General features: G+C 56.6%; 20 protein-coding genes and 3 pseudogenes. 12 read left to right on the top strand and 11 right to left on the bottom strand.

The genetic code is table 11. From position 1 onward, the window contains the following. The gene (locus tag HWX44_RS11040; protein ID WP_175974659.1) at positions 1-588 is read left to right on the top strand and encodes a DUF2771 domain-containing protein; all 588 of its coding nucleotides are present in this window, start codon (positions 1-3) and stop codon (positions 586-588) included. A 126-nt stretch (positions 589-714) separates the two neighbouring features. On the opposite strand, the gene HWX44_RS11045 is transcribed toward HWX44_RS11040, so the two are convergent. Beyond that, entirely contained in the window at positions 715-1,095 is a 381-nt protein-coding gene (locus tag HWX44_RS11045; protein WP_158382014.1) for a cold-shock protein, read from the bottom strand. A gap of 526 nt (positions 1,096-1,621) precedes the next feature. On the opposite strand from HWX44_RS11045, the gene HWX44_RS11050 reads away from it, so the two are divergent. After that, complete coding sequence (locus tag HWX44_RS11050) at positions 1,622-2,284, top strand: resuscitation-promoting factor Rpf1 domain-containing protein (RefSeq protein WP_175974661.1); 663 nt, start codon at positions 1,622-1,624, stop codon at positions 2,282-2,284. A gap of 393 nt (positions 2,285-2,677) precedes the next feature. Here HWX44_RS11050 and HWX44_RS11055 read toward each other — a convergent pair whose 3' ends face one another. The 3 genes from HWX44_RS11055 to HWX44_RS11065 form a co-directional block, all read right to left on the bottom strand. Next, positions 2,678-3,628 carry a LysR family transcriptional regulator gene (locus HWX44_RS11055; protein WP_175974663.1) on the bottom strand — a complete coding sequence of 317 codons (951 nt, stop codon included), beginning with the start codon at positions 3,626-3,628 and terminating at the stop codon, positions 2,678-2,680. 72 nt (positions 3,629-3,700) lie between these two features. Next, positions 3,701-5,056: an MFS transporter gene (locus tag HWX44_RS11060; protein ID WP_175974665.1), complete on the bottom strand. Its 1,356-nt coding sequence runs from the start codon at positions 5,054-5,056 to the stop codon at positions 3,701-3,703. Positions 5,057-5,389: 333 nt separating this feature from the next. Next, positions 5,390-6,208, bottom strand: coding sequence for a LysR family transcriptional regulator (locus tag HWX44_RS11065; protein WP_175974666.1), 819 nt, complete (start codon positions 6,206-6,208; stop codon positions 5,390-5,392). Between the two features lie 230 nt (positions 6,209-6,438). Between HWX44_RS11065 and HWX44_RS11070 the strand changes: the two genes are divergently transcribed. The 4 genes from HWX44_RS11070 (at position 6,439) to HWX44_RS11085 (ending at position 10,043) form a co-directional block, all read left to right on the top strand. Further along, the gene (locus HWX44_RS11070) at positions 6,439-7,692 is read left to right on the top strand and encodes a flavin-containing monooxygenase (RefSeq protein ID WP_175974668.1); all 1,254 of its coding nucleotides are present in this window, start codon (positions 6,439-6,441) and stop codon (positions 7,690-7,692) included. A gap of 41 nt (positions 7,693-7,733) precedes the next feature. Next, positions 7,734-8,147 carry a RidA family protein gene (locus HWX44_RS11075; protein ID WP_070679525.1) on the top strand — a complete coding sequence of 138 codons (414 nt, stop codon included), beginning with the start codon at positions 7,734-7,736 and terminating at the stop codon, positions 8,145-8,147. Between the two features lie 86 nt (positions 8,148-8,233). Beyond that, positions 8,234-8,902 (top strand): DUF1028 domain-containing protein, encoded by a 669-nt coding sequence (locus HWX44_RS11080; RefSeq protein ID WP_175974670.1) that lies wholly within the window; start codon positions 8,234-8,236, stop codon positions 8,900-8,902. Then, entirely contained in the window at positions 8,895-10,043 is a 1,149-nt protein-coding gene (locus HWX44_RS11085; protein WP_175974672.1) for a M20 family metallopeptidase, read from the top strand. The genes HWX44_RS11080 and HWX44_RS11085 overlap by 8 nt, the downstream gene beginning before the upstream one ends. 60 nt (positions 10,044-10,103) lie before the next feature. Here the strand turns inward: HWX44_RS11085 and HWX44_RS13395 are convergent, their stop codons facing one another. The 4 genes from HWX44_RS13395 to HWX44_RS11095 all read right to left on the bottom strand — a co-directional run bounded on the left by HWX44_RS13395 (position 10,104) and on the right by HWX44_RS11095 (position 11,311). Further along, complete coding sequence (locus HWX44_RS13395; RefSeq protein ID WP_254868188.1) at positions 10,104-10,394, bottom strand: hypothetical protein; 291 nt, start codon at positions 10,392-10,394, stop codon at positions 10,104-10,106. Further along, positions 10,373-10,693: a hypothetical protein gene (locus HWX44_RS13400; protein ID WP_254868189.1), complete on the bottom strand. Its 321-nt coding sequence runs from the start codon at positions 10,691-10,693 to the stop codon at positions 10,373-10,375. The genes HWX44_RS13395 and HWX44_RS13400 overlap by 22 nt, the downstream gene beginning before the upstream one ends. A 60-nt stretch (positions 10,694-10,753) precedes the next feature. Beyond that, positions 10,754-11,020, bottom strand: a complete 267-nt coding sequence (locus HWX44_RS13405) for a hypothetical protein (protein ID WP_254868190.1) — start codon at positions 11,018-11,020, stop codon at positions 10,754-10,756. Positions 11,021-11,125: 105 nt separating this feature from the next. Further along, on the bottom strand, positions 11,126-11,311 hold the full coding sequence (locus tag HWX44_RS11095) for a hypothetical protein (RefSeq protein ID WP_175974674.1): 186 nt from the start codon (positions 11,309-11,311) through the stop codon (positions 11,126-11,128). A 100-nt stretch (positions 11,312-11,411) separates the two neighbouring features. On the opposite strand from HWX44_RS11095, the gene HWX44_RS11100 reads away from it, so the two are divergent. The 5 genes and pseudogenes from HWX44_RS11100 to HWX44_RS13525 all read left to right on the top strand — a co-directional run. Next, positions 11,412-13,514: a helicase-associated domain-containing protein gene (locus HWX44_RS11100; protein WP_175974676.1), complete on the top strand. Its 2,103-nt coding sequence runs from the start codon at positions 11,412-11,414 to the stop codon at positions 13,512-13,514. A 37-nt stretch (positions 13,515-13,551) separates the two neighbouring features. Then, entirely contained in the window at positions 13,552-15,189 is a 1,638-nt protein-coding gene (locus tag HWX44_RS11105; protein ID WP_175974678.1) for a DNA repair helicase XPB, read from the top strand. A 4-nt stretch (positions 15,190-15,193) separates the two neighbouring features. Then, a complete protein-coding gene (locus tag HWX44_RS11110; RefSeq protein WP_175974680.1) occupies positions 15,194-15,832 on the top strand; it encodes a DUF3239 domain-containing protein in 639 nt (212 codons plus the stop codon). Next, a complete protein-coding gene (locus tag HWX44_RS11115) occupies positions 15,833-16,963 on the top strand; it encodes an aminotransferase class I/II-fold pyridoxal phosphate-dependent enzyme (protein WP_175974682.1) in 1,131 nt (376 codons plus the stop codon). Between the two features lie 93 nt (positions 16,964-17,056). After that, positions 17,057-17,380: pseudogene (locus HWX44_RS13525) on the top strand (mycothiol transferase); the annotation flags it as partial. A gap of 189 nt (positions 17,381-17,569) precedes the next feature. On the opposite strand, the gene HWX44_RS11125 reads toward HWX44_RS13525, so the two are convergent. Next, positions 17,570-18,181 carry a TetR/AcrR family transcriptional regulator gene (locus tag HWX44_RS11125; RefSeq protein WP_175974686.1) on the bottom strand — a complete coding sequence of 204 codons (612 nt, stop codon included), beginning with the start codon at positions 18,179-18,181 and terminating at the stop codon, positions 17,570-17,572. 92 nt (positions 18,182-18,273) lie between these two features. Between HWX44_RS11125 and HWX44_RS11130 the strand changes: the two genes are divergently transcribed. After that, a complete protein-coding gene (locus tag HWX44_RS11130; RefSeq protein WP_254868195.1) occupies positions 18,274-19,074 on the top strand; it encodes a GAP family protein in 801 nt (266 codons plus the stop codon). Between the two features lie 106 nt (positions 19,075-19,180). On the opposite strand, the pseudogene HWX44_RS11135 reads toward HWX44_RS11130, so the two are convergent. Both HWX44_RS11135 and HWX44_RS11140 read right to left on the bottom strand, forming a co-directional pair. Further along, positions 19,181-19,690, bottom strand: a pseudogene (locus HWX44_RS11135) (SLC13 family permease); the annotation flags it as partial. A 1,096-nt stretch (positions 19,691-20,786) separates the two neighbouring features. Next, a pseudogene (locus tag HWX44_RS11140) lies at positions 20,787-21,341 on the bottom strand (IS3 family transposase); the annotation flags it as partial. Positions 21,342-21,402 lie beyond the last annotated feature (61 nt).

The following is a 21,402-nucleotide window of genomic DNA, read 5'->3' on the forward strand; positions in this document are numbered from 1 at the left end:
ATGGCTACCGTGAAGCAAGCAAGGAAGAAATCACTGCTGCAGTTTCTGGCGCTCATTATCGCCGTGGCAGTCATCGTCGTTGCGGTGGTGATGTTTCAGAAGTGGTGGAATGATCGCCCGGGCCCCGACCCGCAGGACGTCACCATCACGGCTACGGTGGGCGGTGAAACGATTGAGGTCGCGCCCTATAGCGTCTGCGAGCCGGGCGCCGACTGCGAAGAGGGCGAGGTTCCCAACCTCACGGTGGGCCCCGATGACACCCTGAAGCTGGAGATCCCCGACGCCATCTATAACCACGAGTGGTCGGTGCTCTCCATTTACGATGACCCGGCCGCCAACGACAGCACTGCGCACGGCGCCAACGAAACCACCTCGCTGGAGATCCCCGGCTCTGTCCCGCCGATTGAGGCTTCCACCGGCGAGCGCCCACAGCTAATGGTGGTGGAAATCTCCACCCTCATGATTGGCCACGATGCCAATGGTGAGGAGACACCGATGCACACGGTGTGGTCGCTATCCACCATGACCGACGAAGAGCTCAAGGAATCCAAGGCCACGGGCGACGCCGAGGCCCCCGCGGACAAGTAGCCGCGCCCCCTGCCCCACGATCGCAAAAGTGCCCTAGCTGCCAAACTTACGGCTGATCATTGAAAAATCAGCCTAACTTTCGTCAGCTAGGGCACTTTCGAGCCATCGGCCTAAAAACTTTAGGCCCTAGCTATCCAAGTCCTTTGCAATAGCACGCAGAATCTCCGCCACCTGGCGGCCAGTCTTGCGCTCCGGGTAGCGGCCCTGGCTGAGCACCGGCTGCACTTGGGTTTCGAGGAGCGTCATGACGTCGGAAAGCATGCTCGATAGCTCCTCCGGCTTGCGGGCCGGGGTGCGGCGGCGCGGAGCATCAAGGACCTTCACGCGCAGCGCCTGTGGGCCACGGCGACCAGCGGCGAAATCGAACTCGATGCGCTGGCCTGGGTACAGCTCATCGACGCCCTTGGGCAGCACGTTTCGGCCAACATAGACGTCTTCATCGCCGGGGTTGCTGACAAAGCCGAAGCCCTTGTCCGCGTCATACCACTTCACTTTGCCGATAGGCATGGTTCTTCACTCACTTTCTTTCCGTCTCTCCTCTCCCAAAGCTTAGGCCGTATCACGTGCCTGCCGATAGGCTCCGGTCTTCTGGGGTAAGGAGGCGCGGCGAAGCGTGGTTGAGACTTAAGCTGCCGCGCGGAGGAACTATCCGTGGAACTTATAAAGAGATACATCTTAACCTCCACGCACCCCACCAAAGAAACCAGAAATAAGCATCGCCCCAACCACCACACCCGTTACAAGTGTGACATAGCTAACATTCACGTCGCGAACAGGGGAAACGTAGGGGAATCCCCGCTTCCGTTACCGTTTTGAGCCATTTAACGTGACTGATTCGTTATAAACCGCTACTCTTTCCCACAGGCACTTCGGCCGCCGGCCGTGGAAGTCTCGCCCCAGACACAGTCCGGGCTTCCACACGGCGGCCATACATGATGTGCATGAACGTGAACATCAATTGCAAAACTACATGCCGGACTGGGCATCATCTGGGCGCGAGAAAGCAAGAACAACCTAGAGAAGGAATACTTTAATGGGACGCCACTCCGCTAAGAACAAGTCCATCGCCACCAAGTTTGCCGCTTCCACCGTTGCCGTCGGCGCCGCCGCAGCCATCATGGCTCCGAACGCTGCCGCCGCACCGGATTCCGATTGGGACCGCCTCGCTCAGTGCGAGTCCGGCGGCAACTGGGCCATCAACACCGGCAACGGCTACCACGGCGGTCTGCAGTTTAGCGCACAGACCTGGCAGGCCTTCGGTGGCGGCGAGTTCGCCCCGACCGCTAACCTGGCCACCCGCGAGCAGCAGATCGCTGTTGCTGAGCGCACCCTGGCACAGCAGGGCTGGGGCGCATGGCCGGCTTGCTCCGCTAGCCTGGGCCTAAACTCCGCACCGACCCCGCGCAACGTGAACGCTGCCCCGGCGCCGGCCGCTACTCAGGTAAAGGAAGAGACCGCACCGCAGGCACCGGCTGAGGCACCGAAGGTTGTCCAGGAAGCTGCCGAGGAGCCCACCGACGAGCTGGCTGTTGACGCTCTCTACACCCTCATCGAGGACACCGCTACCCAGTACGGCCTGACCATCCCGGCCTCCTTCACCGAGCAGTACAAGGCTAACCGCCACGACTTCAACGCCTTCTACTCCGCTAACCGCCACGTCATCGACCCGCTGGCACAGGTTCTGGCTGCGCGCTAATTAGCGCGCTGTGCTTGTACGGCACACAAATGGAGGGGTCGCCTCAACAGGAAGTAAACAGGCCCCTTCCGTTTACTCGTTCCAGAGACGGAAACGCCCCCTACAAGGGGGTCAGTTTTTTGAAGCGGGCGCCATTTGGCGCCCGCTTCTTGCATCACCCCGTTTGGAAAAGGGCCCAGCTAATCTCGTCGAGCAAAGTTACCTAGCTAAGGCATATCAATTCGGCGAAGATTCTTAGCCTCCGGATACAGAATGAGAAGCTACTTTGGTGGCCAACTTTCTATATTTTCCAGCGTTTTCGACCGCACTTTTGGAGTCGCACCTAGTCCGTTCATGCACGGCAAAATTGGCAAACAATGAAAGCCGCAACCCCATATTACTGGGATTGAATCCTCAATAGAGATCCTTAAGCAACGAAAGAAATACATCGACTTTTGCCCGCTGTTCTCCCCCTTTCAAAGTGACCGCTACGATAGGCAGCGCCTCAAAATCATTCGAAAGCTGCTTTTGAACATAAGCATTCCCGTCATGCGAAAAACTGTGTTCCGAATATTGAGTCAATAAGGAATATCCCAGGCCGCGGGCCACCATACCTCGAATAACTTCATTGCTTCCGGTCCGAAACCAAACTTTTGGCTTTAACTTGGCTTTCTCGAACAAGGACAGAAAATACTGTGCTGCTGGCTTCAATTCGAAAAGGATAAATCGGTCCTCGACCAACTGCTCCAACCAAACAGAAGGGGAACCTGCCAGAGGGTGTTCAGAAGGCAGTAAGGCATACGGTTTAACCGCCGTTAGCTGAGTAATCGTTCCAACTTCGTTCAGCCCCTGCTCAAAACTGTAATCGTAAATCACGATGACATCGAAGTTTCCGCGCCGCAGGCCATCGATAAGCTTGGAACGATCTCCTGTTTCAAAAGATAACCGCAATTCTGGATACTTTGATTCCAAAAGTTCTACAAGAGGAGGAACTAGACGCGGCGCGATTGTTGAATAGCAGCCGAGACGAATAGACCCCGAAATCTCCTGTCCCAAGTGGCGTGCAACATTTTGGATTTCACTGACAACACCGAGTGCGGCCTTTGCATGTCTCAGAATTACGAGACCATCCGCACTTAGAGACAACCCACGAGGATGACGTATAAACAAAGAGACATTAAGGCTTGACTCTAGCTCACCGATTGCGCTCGAAATCGCCGACTGCGAGACAAATAGTTTTGAAGCAGCCGCAGTCACACTGCCAGTTTCAGCGACGGCGTCAAAGTACTCGAGCTGTCGAAAGGAAATACCCAACGAATACCTTTCTTCCAACGCCAAAATTGCAGGGTGCGTAAATGCTGTCACCTTGCAATCGTGGCAATCTTCTACCAGAAGTATAATCACACCCGCTTAGGGGCGAGATGTATCATTAAAAGCTCATTCTCCTAGAAGAGCCTCTTTTTTATTCCTCTTTGCGCCAGCCAGGTCCGATTCGTGCAAGAGAGCAATACCTTTCGTCTCAGGAATTGTAAGCAGAGTAATCACGCCGATTATCGCGACCACAATTAACGTGTATGCCGGAATCATGTCGTTACCAGTGGCATCGATGAGCCACGTATTCAGGTACGGAAGGGTGCCGGCAAAGAAAGCTCCAGCAATTGAGTAAGCCATCGATAAGCCTGATTGTCGGGTACGTGTCGGGAAAAGCTCGGATACAGTTGCCGAATGGGTACCAAGAATAAGAGCAAGAGATGCCGCAAGCCCAAAGGTAGCGATAAACCCTGCCAGCGCAGTCCCCTGCTTCATAAGCAAAAACATTGGGAACGCCAATACGCTAAGCAATCCTGCAGCGGTAAACATTACGGGTTTTCGTCCGATTTTGTCGGACCAAATTCCAGCTAGTGGAATCATAGCCGCGGCAACAATCGAAGCGACCGCAGACAATATGGAAGCCACACCAGGTTCAATGCCTGCAACTGCCTCTTGGTAAGTGATGAGATAAACCATGACCACATAGAACGTACAATTCATGAAAATCTCAATACCAATTGTTTGAAAAAACTGCTTGGAGTTTTTCTGAAATACCTCTTTCAGAGGAGCCTCAGGAACAATATCCTCCTCTTGCAGTGTTTGAAATTCTGGCGTGTCTTCAATTTTCAGTCTGATCCAAAGGCCTACTGCTGCCAGAGGGACAGTCAGCAAGAATGGAACTCGCCATCCCCAAGCCATAATTGCTTCATCGGAAAGCGTCAAGTGCATTCCGGCCACCACGATAGAAGCCAAAAGGAATCCCATAACAGAGCCAAATTCAATCCACGAGGTTCCAAAACCACGTTTTTCGCGCGGCGAGTATTCAGAAAGGAACGATGCGGCAGAACCGAATTCTCCTCCAGCCGCGATACCTTGAATCACCCGGGCGACAATCAACAAGATCGGAGCCCAGATACCGATAGTTTCATGGGATGGAATTAGTCCGATCATGAGGGTTCCCACAGCCATCGTAATGATGACAAATGAGAGGGTTTTCTTTCGCCCGACTGTGTCGCCAATATGACCAAATATCACGGAGCCAAGAGGCCGAACGAAGAAAGCAACCGCGAAGACCGCAAATACAGAGAGAAGGCTGGCCGTTTCATCGTCGGAGGGAAAAAATACGTGGGAAATCGTAGTCGCCAGATAGGCATAAACTGCCCAGTCGAACCAGTGGACGAGGACACCGATTGCACCGGCAATGGTGTTGCGCCGTAGTTCTTGAGGTGACGCAGCCTTTCTTTGATCTATTGAGTTCGTCATTATCCAATCCTTTGTGTGAGCATACCGCCAGATACATGTTGGACACCACAATTGAATTTCTGAGTGACACGACGCCATTTATATTTTCAACGTGATGCAACTTACACTGGCGCGTATTGCGGATCACAGTATGACAACTCCGACGCTTAGTCTATCGGTATTTTTTGATACCCCCTTCACTTTTCTTAATACCATTTCGCCAAATAGCCTAGAGGCCCACCGGGGCACTTAGCCCTCCGAGCACTTCGTAGTGCAACTATCGACGCTCTTGCAGCAACAATCGCACGGTGTCAACAAATAATTCCGCCCTTAGCACAGATTCTCCTCGCTTAATTACTGCCGCCTTCCCGCCCCAACTATCGGCACACGATTCAAATGCAGTCCTTCGTTAGTCAGGTCATGCACCGGCGACTGATTAAGCACGGAATACCCATAACCCCTTGCAACCATAGATCTAACAATCTCAAAGCTCTCGAATCTATAACTCACCAGCGGTTCAACCCCTGCTTCACGAAACGCAGACAAGAAATAGTTTGAGGATTTCCCCAAGTCCAATAGCACTAGGGGATCAGACGCCAACGAGCGCAATTCCACCTTTTCCGCATGAGCGAACCGGTGACCATCTCCAAAAACTGCATAAAGAGGTGCTGTGCCCATTGGGACAAATTCAATCTCTCGGCCATAATCGAAGTCATATGCAAGCGCAGCCTCAATTTTCCGCTGTGACAATGCTTCCTCCAACTGGTCCGCATCACATTCCCGAATATCGACGTCCACCCCTGGGTGGCTCGCATGAATTCCTTCTACGATATCTGGGATCCAAAACTGCGCAAGAGTCGTAAAGCATCCAGCCGTCAACCGTCCTCCCAGAGCGCCCGTCCGCACACTATCAACCGCGTCCTTAACCCCCGTTAGAATCCTTAGGCAATGCGGATAGAAAATTCGCCCCTGATCCGTAAGGGCAACCCCCTTTGAACGACGTCGCATCAGAAGCTGACATCCAACAGCCTGCTCAAGCTGCGAGATAGCCATTGACACAGCGGACGGAGCTACAAAAAGCTCATCTGCAGCTGCGCTCATCGAGCTCAGCTCAGCCACCCGCACAAAGTAACGCATTTGCGTCAGTGTTATCGCCGATTCAGTCTTTGCCACTGTCTGCTCCTTTACCCATCAAATACCCAAAACAGCACTCTCCACCGCAAAAATACAGGTCATGCCCATTATCAGAATAATTGATGATCTTTGTACGTAGAAGGTACTTGCTTTAACTCGCACCCCCACAACAGACTGTTGATATCTGGATCACACTTTCCGGACAGTGTGCCGTACTTTACCTTTACGACCGTGATTCAGCCTCAGTTTTCCTACATTTGGAGTTTTGTATGCCTCACATCAAAAAGGAAGTCGTCATTATCGGCGCTGGACAAGCTGGTATTGCAACTAGCGAACATCTTCGCTCCCACGGGATCGACCACATCGTCCTTGAGCGAGACAGAATCGCATCTCGCTGGCGCTCGGAACGGTGGGACTCTCTCGTTGCAAATGGCCCCGCTTGGCACGATCGTTTCCCAGGGTTGAAGTTCGAGGGAGACCAAGAACGCTTCGTCCCTAAAGAAGAAGTCGCTGACTACATGGTGAAATACACCAAGCTTTTCGATCTACCGGTTAAGGAGGGAATAACCGTCAGTAAAGTGACTCGCAAGGATGGCGGTCACGGATTCAGTGTGGAAACTTCCGAGGACACGTATGACTGTGACTTTGTCGTTGCCGCCACTGGAGCATTTCAGGTCCCCGTAATCCCTGCCGTAGTCCCACAAGAAGAAATCTTCCAAATCCACTCATCCGACTACCACAACCCAGGGGATCTTCCCGAAGGCGGGGTACTCGTTGTTGGTGCGGGGTCTTCCGGTGTTCAGATTGCAGACGAGCTCCGCGACGCGGGCCGGGAGGTCTACCTTGCCGTAGGTCCTCACGATCGTCCTCCTCGTCGGTATCGAAACCGCGATTTTGTCTACTGGCTCGGAGTCTTAGATAAGTGGGATATGGCAACACCAGCAGAAGGCGCTGAACATGTCACTATCTCAGTTACCGGCGCCAAGGGCGGTCACACCGTGGATTTCCGAGACCTCGCAGCTAAAGGAATCACGCTCGTAGGACGCGCCGGACCGTATGAAAACGGTCGCATGAAATTTGCTGCAGACCTCGCACGCAATATCCATGAGGGAGACGAAAACTATCTCTCACTCCTTCGAGAGGCAGACGCATTCATTGAACAGAATGGGCTAGATCTCCCCGAAGAACCCGAGGCCCACACTTTGGGACCTGATCCTGAATGCGTAGTAAATCCGCTACAAGAGCTCGAACTGAAGGCCAATGGTGTAAATAGCATCCTTTGGGCCACCGGATATGGGAGAGATTACAACTGGCTTGACGTAGAAAACGCTGTCGATAGCCAAGGTACTCCGATTCACAACCGTGGAGTCTCTACTGCGCACGGTGTTTACTTCGTCGGACTGCCGTGGCAGTCACGTCGTGGCTCGTCGTTTATTTGGGGCTGCTGGCACGACGCCAAGTTTGTCGCAGATCAAATCAACATTCAGCGCAACTACCGCGATTACCGTCACCCCGAAGACTGAGTCCCTCACGTTCATCATTCCAACTACCGAAAGGACTCACCATGAAGTTCACTCGTATCCGTCCCTTCAACACGAAGGACACATATCCAGAACAAAATCTCTCCAATGATCTTTGCCAAGCAGTGGTCGCTAATAACATTGTCTTCCTCCGTGGCCAGATTGGCCAAGATCTAGACACTCGCGAATCTGTCGGCATCGGTGACGTCGAGGCACAGGCCGAAAAGGCAATGGCAAACATCGACATGCTTATGAAAGAAGCAGGCGGAAGCCTCGAGAACATCGTAAAGGTCACCGTCTATCTGACAGACATTCGCTACCGCGAAGCTGTTTACAACGTAATGGGTAGGTGGCTTAAGGGCGTGTACCCCGTTTCTACAGGACTTGTAGTTGATGCATTGGCTCGCCCGGAATGGCTCGTCGAAATTGATGCGACGGCCGTTCTAGATAACAACTAGATTTCGATAACCATTCTGAGCCCTACAGCGGTGTCGACACTTCTCACTGTCCATCCGTATAAGGCTCCCCAAGCATTGGAAGGCTTATGACTTTTTCAATCATTGCTCGCGACAGCTCAGGTGCCATTGGCCAAGCTGTTTCGTCTTCTTCACCCGCAGTCGCTGCTCGCTGCCTTAACCTTCGTAGCGGAATCGGTGCGGTGTCATCCCAAAACATCACCGATCCACGGTTCGGTCCGGCGATTTTGGGGCGACTCGAAAATGGCAGTACAGCTCAAGAGGCGTTTGACTGGCTCAAGGAGAATGACTCCACGCTGGATTACCGACAAATTACGATTCTTCCAGCGAAGGGTCCAGGTTTCTCTCACTCTGGAGTCCACACGCTCGGTACGCACAACCAGGTTGTCGGCGATAACTGTGTAATTGCTGGAAATATGCTCGCATCGCAAAAGGTTATCGACGCGATGCTTCGCCGATTTGAAAGCACTAGCGGTGAACTTGAGCACCGTTTGCTTGAAACGATGGTCGCTGGCCTGGAAGCCGGTGGTGAAGCTGGCCCAGTTCAGTCTGCTGGTTTAGGCGTCGTTCGTGACGCTGGGTGGATAGAAACTGACCTGCGGGTGGACTGGTCTGATTCGCCGATTGCTGAACTTGAGAAGCTACTTGAAATTTGGATGCCCCAACGCGATGACTACGTGACGCGCGGAAAATCACCGCACACCGCTCCCTCCTATGGGGTGCCTGGCGATGAATAAGTATAAAGAGAAGGCGCGCAAAGCTGTCCACAAGGAGTTGAGTTCTCTCATCGAGCTTTCTGAATGGCTCCATGAAAATCCCGAGATCGCCTGGGAGGAGGTTGAGTCATCTAAACGATGTGCAAACTTCTTACGTTCACGCGGCTTTGATGTTGAAGAGAATTACGTAGGAATACCTACGGCATTTCATGCAGTGAAAGGGGCCGGTTCTAAGCGAATTGGGATCATGGCGGAATACGATGCACTGCCAGGTATTGGGCACGCCTGCGGCCATAATCTGATTGCCGCAATGTCTCTCGGTGCTGGTATTGCTCTTTCCAAGGTTGCGGAAGAACTGGATCTCTCAGTGGAGATTTTTGGAACTCCAGCAGAAGAAGGAAAGGGCGGGAAGGTTGAGATGCTAGATCGCGGTGCTTTCGATGGGCTGCGCTTTGCGATGATGTCACATCCCGCCCCTGTTGATGTAGTAAGGGCTAAGCCGTTCGCCGTTCTGCATTGGGAAGTAAACTTTACTGGCCATGCTTCACATGCGGCTTCCTACCCCACCCAAGGCGTAAACGCTGCGGATGCTTTCACAATCTCAGAAGTTGCCATCGGTTTACTACGACAGCAGCTCCCTCCAACTGTGCGTGTACACGGGATTGTCACTAAAGGTGGTGATGCTCCAAACGCTATTCCTCACCGCACACAAGGGCGCTGGTACGTACGAGCGTCAACGATGGAGGAACTGGACGCTACATCTCAAAAGGTTATTAACTGTTTCAAAGCAGGGGCTCTTGCTACCGGCTGCGAAGTCTCTATCATCGATGAGTCGAAACCATATTCCGACTTCGTTACTGATGAGGCTGGTCTCGGATACTACGAGAAAAATGCCCTTCTCCTTGGCCGTGACTTGCGTACAGATGGGCCTGAAACATTAATGAGTCAAGCCTCAACTGATTTTGCAAACGTTTCCCATATAACTAGGGCAATACACCCTTATATCGGTGTGGGTTCGTATCCTGTGTTAAACCACCAAGAGGCTTTCGCCGATGCATGCGTAGGCGAAGTCGCTAATCAAACGCTTTCAGATGGCGCCACTGCTCTTGCTTGGACGGGAATTGACGTCGCCTTGGATTGGCTGGAAGAGCATTCCGACTGATTGTATTTCCAAAGCGAGCGCTAAAGAGAAGAACCTCATTCTCAATCTCAATTGGGTTCTTCACTTAGTACGCGACCTGTCGAAAGCCAGCAACGCTAGGCCGACAACAATCCACAGACTCAGGGCCCACCATGCCCTCCCAGCGCCTTGACCATCAAAGAAGGTTAACGAATGGACTAGGTAGCCCGTCGCACCGATGGGCATCCACTGCCCCAGCGTCGACCATCCGGCCAGCAGTAGCCACGGTCCGGTCGCCAAGCCCGACAACGGATTCGCCAGGAAGATGGTCAGTACTCCGCCAATGCCGATACCCACACCACCCATCAACCCTATGAGGCCAGCGGTAAGCATAGCACCGCGATTCCGCTGTCCTGCGGGTCTTCCGTGGTCGTCGGCGCCAGCTCCTGCTTCTCCACGGTCATTCCTCGTGCCTCGAGCTGGCCACCAGCGAGGCCATCAATCATCGTCACGTCGGCGCGATTTCCCGCCGCAGTGAACGCACGTACGCCCTGCGGGGAGATAACCAGCCCGCTAACAGCTTCGCGCTGCAGCACCGCATCACGCACTTCTTCCCCATTCTGCTTCACGACGATCTCCGGGACCTCATCTCCGGCCGCACCTTCAGTCTTCTGCGCGATGCCTTCCACCATGGGCTCCGGCGCCGAAATGACAACCGGAACACCAGCCGGACCCGATGCACAGGTGGGCGCTCAAAAGGCCCACAGCGTGAGGCCGATGACGACGAGAATCCCCACAATAGCAATGAAGGATTTAATGAGAATCCGGAGACTACTTGGCGCGATATTATGCACCGCATCGCCAGCATCGGCATCGGGCTTCTCACCCGCCCACTGCCCAGCGCGCCAATAGAAACCGAATTCCTTTCGGAGTTGCGGACCGGGCTCATCGATACGCTGCTCGACGGTTTTAAGGCCCAAGCCCGTGCCGACTAACGTCGGCACAACAGAATTCGGCACAAACACGTATAGCCCCACCGAGGAGAACATTCTCGGAGGGGCTGGGCGAGCCGCGCACAGCGCGGCCCCACCACTAAGAGCATGCGCGGTTATCCGCGCAGCCGATTAGTGGTTAATGCGGGTGTACGGGTGAACGTAGTTGAGCTTTTCTGCCGGCATCGGCAGAATCAGGTCGTCACCGTACGGGCTGGAAGCGCCAGCAAAAGGTGCAGTAAGTTCAGTAATAGCGTGCTCGCGGGGGCTGTTCTTCGGCCAAGCCGGGGATACGAAGCCTTTGTTCTCGTTCGACATGCTCCTTATTATTCCAAACCCCGCGGCAAAAAGTAACTTATTGACCCAACGAGGGCCCCATCTCTCCCCCACCTACTAAGTACTAAGCTTGATCGCCATTATGACCACCCCCTCCAACCGCGCCCGCGTCACTGAGAGCTACCGCGACTGGCTCAGCCGCTTACCCGGTGAGGACTTGCGCGCCTTACTGAGCAACCGCAGCGATGTCCTCTCGCCAGCACCAAAGGATTTCGACGCGCTGGCCACGCGCCTGACACTTCCGATGCACGTTGCGGATGCCTTGGCAGCCAGCAACGCCGAACAACTGGCTGTCTTAGAAGACATCGCCCACCGCGGCGGCGAGGTCGGCATGGTGGAGGACACCAACCCGACAATCACGAAGCAGCTCAAGGAGCGCGGCTTAGTCTTCGGCGATGCCCCGCAGGTGCGCATCGTCACCGCCGTCATGGGCTCGCTTCCCACCGGATGGTCGCTGCGCAACCAAGTCGAGTTCGATGAGAAGGACCTAGCCACGCTTGCTCCCGAAGAGCGCCGAGTCCTCGATGCCTTAAGCACTAGCGACGGCATGGGCTACACCACCGACACCGAGCCGGACATCAATTCCGAGGATCCCGCCAAGCGCCTGCTGGCCAAAGGTTTTCTGGAGCGTATCAGCGCGCACTCGGTGCGCCTTCCGCACTCACTGGCCCGCCTGTTGGCTGGTGACAACACCCCGCCCATTCCCACCACCCCTTCGGGGCGCGCCGGCACACCGGATCCGGATACCAAGGCGGATGACGCCGGCGCGGCGGCAGGCCTGGAAGCCGTGCGCGGCATGGAAAGGCTTATCGAGTTACTCGGAAGCCATCCGGTAGCACTACTGAAGGACTCTTCGGTGGGCGTTCGTCCCCTCAACCAACTGGCCAAGGACCTCGACATGGATAAGGAAGAGGTCGCGCGACTTATCTGCTTGGGCCACCACGCTAGGCTTCTCCACCGCGGCGAACCGGATGGCTTGGAGGGGCATTTCCTCGCAGCTACCACTGGCTCCCAGGACTGGCTCGAGGCTAATCTCGGGGAGAAGTGGCGCATTCTTCTCGACGCCTGGCGCACCTCCACCTGGGCCAGTTGGAGCGACTCCCGAGTGCTCGCGGAGGACAGCCTCGTGCGCCGTCTGCCGCGCTTTCGAGCCTTCGTCCTCGGCGTCTATGCACACTCCGCAGTCGCGCTGAACGACGAAGAGTTCTGGGAAGACCTGCGGTTTCGCTCCCCACTTTTTGCCAGCCACACGCGCACGGTGACCATTGAGAAGCTGCGCGCCGAAGCCGAATGGATCGGTGCCATAGCACTGGGCAAGGCCACGCGCGTGCTGGGTGATTCTGCCGCGGCCACCAGCCTCGTTCCCGAAACGGTCAGCGAATTTATCATCCAGCAAGACCTCACCGTCCTCGTGCCCGGTCCCCTCGAGCCAACCACGCACCGCCCCCTGGCATCCCTGGCGGACCTCGAATCCCCAGGCCTGGCCAGCGTGTACCGCATCAGCGAGGCCACCATCCGCCGCGGCATGGACCAGGGGCTCACCGCGCAGGAAATGACCGACTTCTTGGAAGCGCACTCCCCGACGGGCGTGCCACAGGCGTTGGGGTTTGCCATCGGGGACGTCGCCAAGCGCCATGGAACCCTCCGCAGTGGACCTGCACTGTCCTATTTGCGCAGTGAGGATCCCGCACTCTTAGAGCTCGCCGCTGCCTCAGTCCCCGGCCTGCGCCTGCTCGCGCCCACCGTGGCGGTATCGCAGCTGCGCGTGGGCGAGCTTCTGGAAAAGCTGCGCGCTAAGGGCCTCTCCCCCACTGCGGAGGATGAATCCGGCGCCCCCCTGGCCGTCGCCCCCGAGCCTTACCTTTTGCCCACGCCCCGCACGAAGCTCCGCAAGCGCGAGCCGGCCTCGGTGGATGACGCCGTGCAGGTCCTGCGGCAATCAGCACAGAATCCCAGCGCGCAGAAGGAAGAGGAGCCGGATCCCCTCACGCTCGCCCGCGCCGCCGCGCGCTTCCACGCCGATATCGTGATTTCTTATGCCGATAAAAGCGGCGAAATCCGCACCGTGACTGTAAAACCACTGTCGGTCGAAGGCGGCTACATTGATGCCCTGGGGACAGCGGGCAAACCCGTGCGCTTTCCGGTTCACCGCATTTCCTCCGTCCGCTTCGCCGACAGAGATTAAGTCCTTCCCTGACGCACAGAGTAGAAAGGCCCCAGATATGCCCGGACCGCTCATCGTCCAATCGGACAAGACCGTCCTTTTGGAAGTCGATCACCCGCAAGCCGACGAGGCCCGCGCAGCGCTCGCGCCTTTTGCTGAGCTGGAGCGCGCGCCCGAGCACATCCACACCTACCGAATCACCCCACTGGCCCTGTGGAATGCGCGCGCCGCCGGGCACGATGCCGAGCAGGTCGTGGACGTTCTGGAGAACTACTCCCGCTTCCCGGTGCCCCAGGCGCTGCTGATCGACGTCGCCGAAACCATGTCGCGCTACGGCCGCGTGCGCCTGCTGGCACATCCGGCCCACGGCCTCATCCTCGAATCGGACGAGCCTGTCGTCCTGGAGGAACTCACGCGCACCAAGAAGGTCAGCGAACTTCTGGGCCCGCGCATTGATGACAACACCATCGCCGTGCCGCCTTCCGCGCGCGGGCGGCTCAAGCAGGAGCTGCTAAAGGCCAGCTGGCCCGCCGATGACCGCGCCGGCTACGTCGATGGTGAATCCCACCCCATCGCGCTGAGCACAAAGGAAGTGGACTGGAGCTTACGCGATTATCAGCAGTATGCCGCCGATTCTTTTTGGTCCGGTGGCTCCGGCATTGTGGTCCTGCCCTGTGGCGCGGGCAAAACCATCGTGGGTGCTGCCGCCATGGCCAAAGCACAGGCCACCACGCTTATCCTCGTGACCAACACCGTGGCCGGGCGCCAGTGGCGCGATGAACTACTGCGCCGCACCAGCCTCACGCCGGAGGAAATTGGTGAGTACTCGGGTGAGAAGAAGGAAATCAAGCCGATTACCATCGCCACCTACCAGGTGGTCACCCGCAAGACCAAAGGTGAATACCGGGCACTCGAGCTCTTCGATTCCCACGACTGGGGCCTTATCATCTACGACGAAGTCCACCTCTTGCCCGCCCCGGTCTTCCGCATGACCTCCGACCTCCAATCACGCCGCCGCCTAGGGCTGACCGCCACGTTGATCCGCGAGGACGGCCGCGAGGGCGATGTCTTCTCGCTCATCGGGCCCAAGCGCTACGACGCGCCGTGGAAGGAGCTGGAATCCGCCGGCTATATCGCCACCGCGGACTGCGTCGAGGTGCGCGTCGACATGACGCAGGAGGAACGCCTGCTCTATGCCACGGCACAGGCGCGGGAGAGGTACAGGATTGCGGCTTCGGCAAGCGCGAAGCTGCGGGCCGTCGACAAGCTGCTGAAGAAACATGAAGGTCAGCAGGCGCTCATCATCGGCGCCTACGTGGACCAGCTGGAGGAGCTCGGTGAGCACCTAGACGCACCGGTTATCGACGGCAAGACCTCCACCTCCAAACGTGAGAAGCTTTTCCAGCAATTCCGCGAAGGGGAGCTCGCCACGCTCGTGGTGTCCAAGGTGGCGAACTTTTCTATCGACCTTCCCGAGGCTGCCTTGGCCATCCAGGTCTCCGGTACCTTCGGCTCCCGTCAGGAGGAGGCCCAGCGTTTGGGCCGCCTGCTGCGTCCTAAGAAGGATGGCCAGGAAGCAACCTTTTACACGTTGGTGGCGCGCGAATCGATCGACGCGGAATACGCCATGCACCGCCAGCGCTTTTTGGCCGAGCAAGGTTATGCCTACCGGCTGGTGGACGAAGTAGACTTGTGAGCTGATGAAGATTTTCAAGTTTGCAGTCAACGAAGACTTTGCCAAGAAGAACAACGAGCTCCTCCGTGATTCCTCGCGCCTGCGCAACTCCGGCCTCGTCATGGGCCTCGTGCTTATAATCGCTGCGATTGCCGTCTACTTCGGCATGGAGGCCGTCTGGCGCATCACGCTGGCGGTAGGCATGGCACTCTTTGGCATCTTTTGCGCCGTCATCGGTGTCTTGGCTTCGCGCAAGGTTGGCTCGGCCCAGGAGCTCTACGACTCCTATCCGCTTGCCCCCGCGGTCGTCGCGGAGGTCAATGAGCGCGACATAGTCCTCATGGCCTTGGTGAACACCAATGTTGACCCGAAGGCACCGCCGCGGTGGGGCGCGTGCTTGCGCACAGTCACCAATATCCCGGGCATTAAGCGCACCGTGGGAACCAAGGTTCCGGTGGCCGCGGTCTCCGGCCAGCGCAGCAGCAGCGATAAAGAACACTGGCAACAGATCACCCCGATGCCGATTGCCTGGGGCACCCCGGACGCGGAGACAGTGACGATTGCCCGCAAGTCCATTCCAGAGGATCAGTGGCAGCGCCTCGAGCGCGCCCGTAAGCGTCTAACCGATGTGAAAGCTACGAAATACGATCTGCTGGTGCTCTAAATGACTGTTCACAGGCTTGAAGAATTCGGCGAGACCATCTTCGCCACCATGACCGCGCTTGCCGTGGAGAATGACGCGGTGAATCTGGGACAGGGTTTTCCTGATAGCGATGGCCCGCAGCGCATGCTGGAGATTGCCCAGGAAAACATCGCCGGCGGTAACAACCAGTACGCTCCCCTGCGCGGCGTTCCGGAGCTGCTCAGCGCCATCGCCGAAACCCACTCCGTCCCTCAGGACCACGTCGTGGTCACCGCGGGTGCTACCGAAGCGATTACAGCCACGGTGCTCGGTCTGGTGGAGCCCGGCCACGAGGTCATTGTCCTTGAGCCCTACTACGATGCCTACGCCGCTGCCATCGCGCTTGCCGACGCCACCCGCATCCCCGTCCCCTTGAAGGAATCCGGCAACAGTTGGGACATCGACGTTGCTGCGGTACGCGCGGCCGTGACGCACAAGACCGCCATGGTCATCGTCAATACCCCGCACAACCCGACCGGCTCGGTCTTTTCCCGTGGGACACTCACCGAGCTCGCCGAACTCTGCGCGGAGAAGAACCTCCTCGTGTTGGCTGACGAGGTCTACGAGAACCTCACCTTCGGCACCGCCGAGCACGTCTCCATCGCCTCCCTGCCGGGGATGGCCTCCCGCACCGTTACGGTGACTTCAGCCGCCAAGTCCTTCAACTGCACCGGGTGGAAGACCGGTTGGGCTATCGCAGAACCCACGCTTCTCGACGGCGTCATCAAAGCGAAGCAATTCACCACCTTTGTCTCCACCACGCCCTTCCAGCCGGCCGTGGCCCATGCCCTGCGCTATGAACAGGAATGGCTGGACAGCATGGTGGATGAGCTTGCAGAGTGCCGCAGCATCCTCGTGGAAGGTCTTGAACAGTTAGGGTTCCACGTCCATGACACCGGCGGCACCTACTTCGTGGTTGCCGATATTTCCTCCACCGGCATGACCGGCGTGGACTTCTGCATGCAGCTGCCCGAAACGAAGGGCGTGGCTGCCATCCCGCTGGCGGCCTTCACGGACAATCCCGAGCCGTGGAAGTACAAGGTGCGCTTCGCCTTTTGCAAGCGCCCCGAGGTGATACGGGAAGCCGTACGCCGCCTAACTGCAGAGTCCTAAGAATGCAGGCTCCTGCACATGCCTGCTCAGCCCCTACATTGCACCACCCTGCGTTTTCCTCCAAGTTCTTGCGAAAGGCAACCCTGAAAAGACATGGCCGTTCAGGTAGATTGCTCAGGCGTGACACATGTTCCCCTTCGTAGTCACTGGACCGTTGCGGGGCTTCTGAACCATCAGCGGTACGCCATCCGGTTTTGGATCGCAAATGTCGTGGTAGGCGCTGATCTTCCGGTCCCGTGGACTGATGACTCTCCACATGAAGACTGGAACGCGGATCCCGATGTCACGGTCGAGCTCTTCGTCGATGCCCTTCAACAGGAGTGGAAGGATGCCTTGTCTTTGCTTGCAACGTATCCACCGGGAGAGCCTGCATCCCAAGCTGACGAGGACGGCAGGCACCCCACTGTCGACTGGGTGTTGTCCCATCTACTGGCCGAAGTATCCAGGCACGCCGGACACATGGATGCCGTTTGCGAGATACTCGTACTCCCACCCGTCGATTGACATCCACTCGCCGGGGACTGGCACAGTGCCTCCGCACTGACATGGGTTGGAGGACTTCCTGAGCATGAAGGGGCATGCTGTACCTCCAGCCCTAGTACCGTCCTAGTCTTTAGGAGAACCTGGTTCCACAATCAGCGCGAGTCCCGAAGCAAGGTCTGCCAACAACTGCTTCGCCGAGTCCACAGGAGCATTGAGGTAGTCGATCGTCAGCCCGTTGACCAGTGCAGTGACAAGACGAGCACCTTGCTCAGGCGACAGCCCTCGGGCCAGCTTTCCGAAGCGTTGCGCTGCTTCGAGACCTTCAGACACCCGCGCCCGAAACTTCGTCACCTCGGCGTCGTATAAGTCAGCCAACCATTCGCGCGTCGAGGCAGCAGCTCCCACTATGACCCACACAGCGGAATCTTCGCGCTGGACAGGTCCAACTGGCAAAAGTTCAGCAAGGCGACCCTGGAAGGCCGCGTGAAAATCCGTCGCATCGGTTTGTGTAAGGGCCCGCGACTCCTGGCGCTGCAACGACCTGACAAAAGCTTTCGCGATGATGTCGTCCCGTTTACCCATCTGGTACTGGACAGTCCCAGGTGCGACGCCAGCCTCAGTGGCGACATTGCGCACGCTCAGGGCATCGAGGCCCTGGCTGACCATCACTCGAATGGCAGCATCAGCGATTACTGCGGCGGTGCCGGTGATGGGTGTGTTGCGATCAACGGACATGGAGCTCCAATCTTGCGTAGCTCATTTGCGATGAGCCATTCATGAGTGTAGTTGCACTCGCGCAATGCGCCTCATACAATCGTACCAACCGCATGATTAATACGAACGTATTAATCGGGATTAAGGCCTTTCGCGAAGCTAAGGTCAACCTCCCCTCGAACACCCGACTACTGGAGAATTCCATGTCAGACTTCCTTCCCCTTGCCGGCCTTGCACTCGTAGATAGTTTGAGTGCAGGTACCCTTGTCATTCCTATCGCCCTGATTGTTATCTGGCAACGAGTACGTTTAGGCCTATTGGGCACCTATCTCGCTACGATCGCCACGGCCTACTGCGGCCTTGGCATTGCGCTTCTATTAGGGTTCGATGCTGCAGTATCGAGACTTTCTGGCGTAAGCGAGACTGATTGGTTCCGGTGGGTGACGCTTGTTCTAGGCGCGGGGCTTTTCATCTTCGGTGCATTCTCGCCAAACCCCAAAAAGCCCGCGGCCACGCAGACCGCCAACGGCGAGGTGTCGAAGAGTCGGGCTTCTCGCCTTGCACGGGGCGCGTCACTGAGTGCGACCGGCATGGTGGGGCTTGCGCTAGGTGCTGCCGTCGTCGAGGCTGCGACTATGTTGCCTTACCTGGGCGCAATGGGAATTATCCAGTCTATGTCTTTCGGGTTTAGCGGCAAGGTCGCGCTTATTGCGGGTTACTGCATCATCATGGTCCTACCGGCAACTCTTATGGCTGCCATTGCAGGCGCAGCGGGGCCGGCTATTTTTCCTCGTCTGGAGCGCGCCATCCGTCGGCTGGAGTATGAGGCGAAAGTGACGTTGCTGTGGATCGCGGCAATTGTGGGAGTCTACATGGCGGCATCGAGTGCACAAGGGCTCGGATTGATCGGTTGAGTGCCAAGTTGAACGTTGAGCGATAGCGCCGATTGAAGACCCCTTCCTGCAGCGCTAGCCCCCGGCCCGTCATAACGGCGGCCGAGGGCTACGTCTTTTTCATCCCCTATCCGATGCCTACCAAGGCGGCAACAGTTGGGAGAAAGAAGATAATCAGCGCGCCGCCGATTATGTCGAAGCTGATGCCTGTGCGGATCATACGCGCGATGGAAACGCAGCCGGAGCCGTAAACGATGGCATTATGCGGCGTGAAAATTGGAAGCATGAAGCCAAAGGATGCGCCGAAGGTAGCGGCCATCGCCGGGATAACAGGGTCTACTCCCGCAGTCATGGCGAGTGGAACAACAACGGGCATAGTGACAGCCGCTGCCGCGGTATTACTTGTGGTCTCAGAGATGAGGATGGCCAGCAACACCGCCATGGCAGTGATGACCAGGGCACTAGATACGCCCAACATATTGTTGAGTCCGGAACCGATAGTTTCTGCTAGACCGGAGCTGCCCAGCATGGCGCCGAAGGTCATGCCGCAGCCAAACAATATGATGGTGTCCCAGTCAATCTTGGCCGCATCTGACCAGTCCAGGGTGTACTGCAGCTTCTTGGATTCAACGGGCAGCGAGCCCATATGACTACTTGTTCAAGCCGGTTAGAATCCAAGCACTACCCGGACTATCCAGAGAAAAACTGAGAGCAACTGACGTTGACTCCATGATTAAAGAAGACGGACTTGATGGAGAACACAGATCGAGAGCCTCTCGAGAGAACCTCACCCATTGTTCGCTGTCGCCTTTTCCTCTAAGAAAGAGGAAGTTTTCGTGATCGGAGAAGCCGTGTTCTGGAACAGGGGGATCATCAGCCATAAGTGTTTCTTTGACTGTTTGATACGGAGTGTATGGGCACACGAGCGAAAACTCAGTCCACTCTGGTCCGTAGAGTTCCTCCAGTGTGATGGACTCAGTAACGGGGATCGCATGTCCCGATCGTCCTAGGGACGCGAGATGAGAAGCCAATGGGTCATCAAAACTACAAGAGGAGAGTAATAGGGAGACAATACTAGTGAACCCTATCCGCGCCATCATGCGTCTCATTAACATAACTCCCTTCTCGTGCCTATCCTAGGAAAGTGTAGGTAGCAGTCCAATGCTAGCCCAGAGGGCGCACTGGTTCAGAGCAGAAGCTTCGTCGCCACTACTTGCGAAAGCAGATCCAAGAAATCGACCTTGGGCATTGTTATACAGGTCCATGCTGGTCTCATCCGCTAGCCCCTGAAAGCATCACCCTTTCCATTGTGGAGTGATGTGGCGCCAGGAAACCGGTTCTCCGCTTCCATACTCGCGGTTGTGGCTGCCTGATTGGCGATGCCGCATGATACTACATCGACCAGCGCGATGCAGGACAGCATTTCAAGGCCCTGCATATATATCCGGTAGGGGTCCGACTGGGCGGTCGCAAAAGGCGCTACCTAAGGATTGATGTCAGTGACCCTGGACGCTTCACCTGGGACAAATAGCGCGTATGAACGGTGCGGGGATCCGTTGCGGTCTATAAGCGCAGACGTGGATGTGCAGCACGCAGGTCTGTGTTTTCAGGTTTGCACTTTTAGGTAGAGTGCGAAAACGATGAAGAAGCCCGTCACCGTTGAGCAACCACTCAACGGTGACGGGCTTGGGGTTGCCCGCAAATCGTGGACACGTAGTGGAGCTACCTAGGGGTTAGGCAGCTATTTCTTTTCTGCTGTTGATTGCGCCGGCGTGGTTCTCGAAGTCGACGGGGCTGACCATTCCGAGTGCAGAGTGCCGGCGCCGACGGTTGTAGACGACTTCAATCCAGTAGGCAACAGCCTTGCGTGCAGCATCACGGGTAGGCCATCGCTTACGGTCGTAGAATTCAGTCTTTAGCGTCGACCAGAACGACTCGGCCATCGCGTTATCGAAGCACACACCAGTACGCCCCACAGACTGGGCAATGCCTAGTCTGCGGCAGACCTCCCAGAGCTTCTCGCTAGTGAATTGCGTTCCACGGTCAGCGTGAAACACCAGCCCATCAGGAACGTCACCGCGCAGCGTATGCGCCATCCGCAGGGCCCGTTCAACCAGGTGTGTGTCTTGAACACTATCCATAGCCCAACCCAGCACCCTGCGGGAATGACCATCGCGGACCGCGCACAAATACAACCAGCCCTCACCGGTGCGCAAGTAGGTAATATCCGACATCCACACCCGATTCAGCTCACCAGTATCAAACATGCGCTTGACCAGGTCAGGAAGAGTGGACCTGACCCCTGTTTGGTAGACACCTGATATCCAGCCCGGTTGGGCTGGGAAGAAA

The sequence above is a fragment of the Corynebacterium sp. Marseille-Q2823 genome (assembly GCF_903645345.1).
GTDB classification, from domain to species: domain Bacteria; phylum Actinomycetota; class Actinomycetes; order Mycobacteriales; family Mycobacteriaceae; genus Corynebacterium; species Corynebacterium hiratae.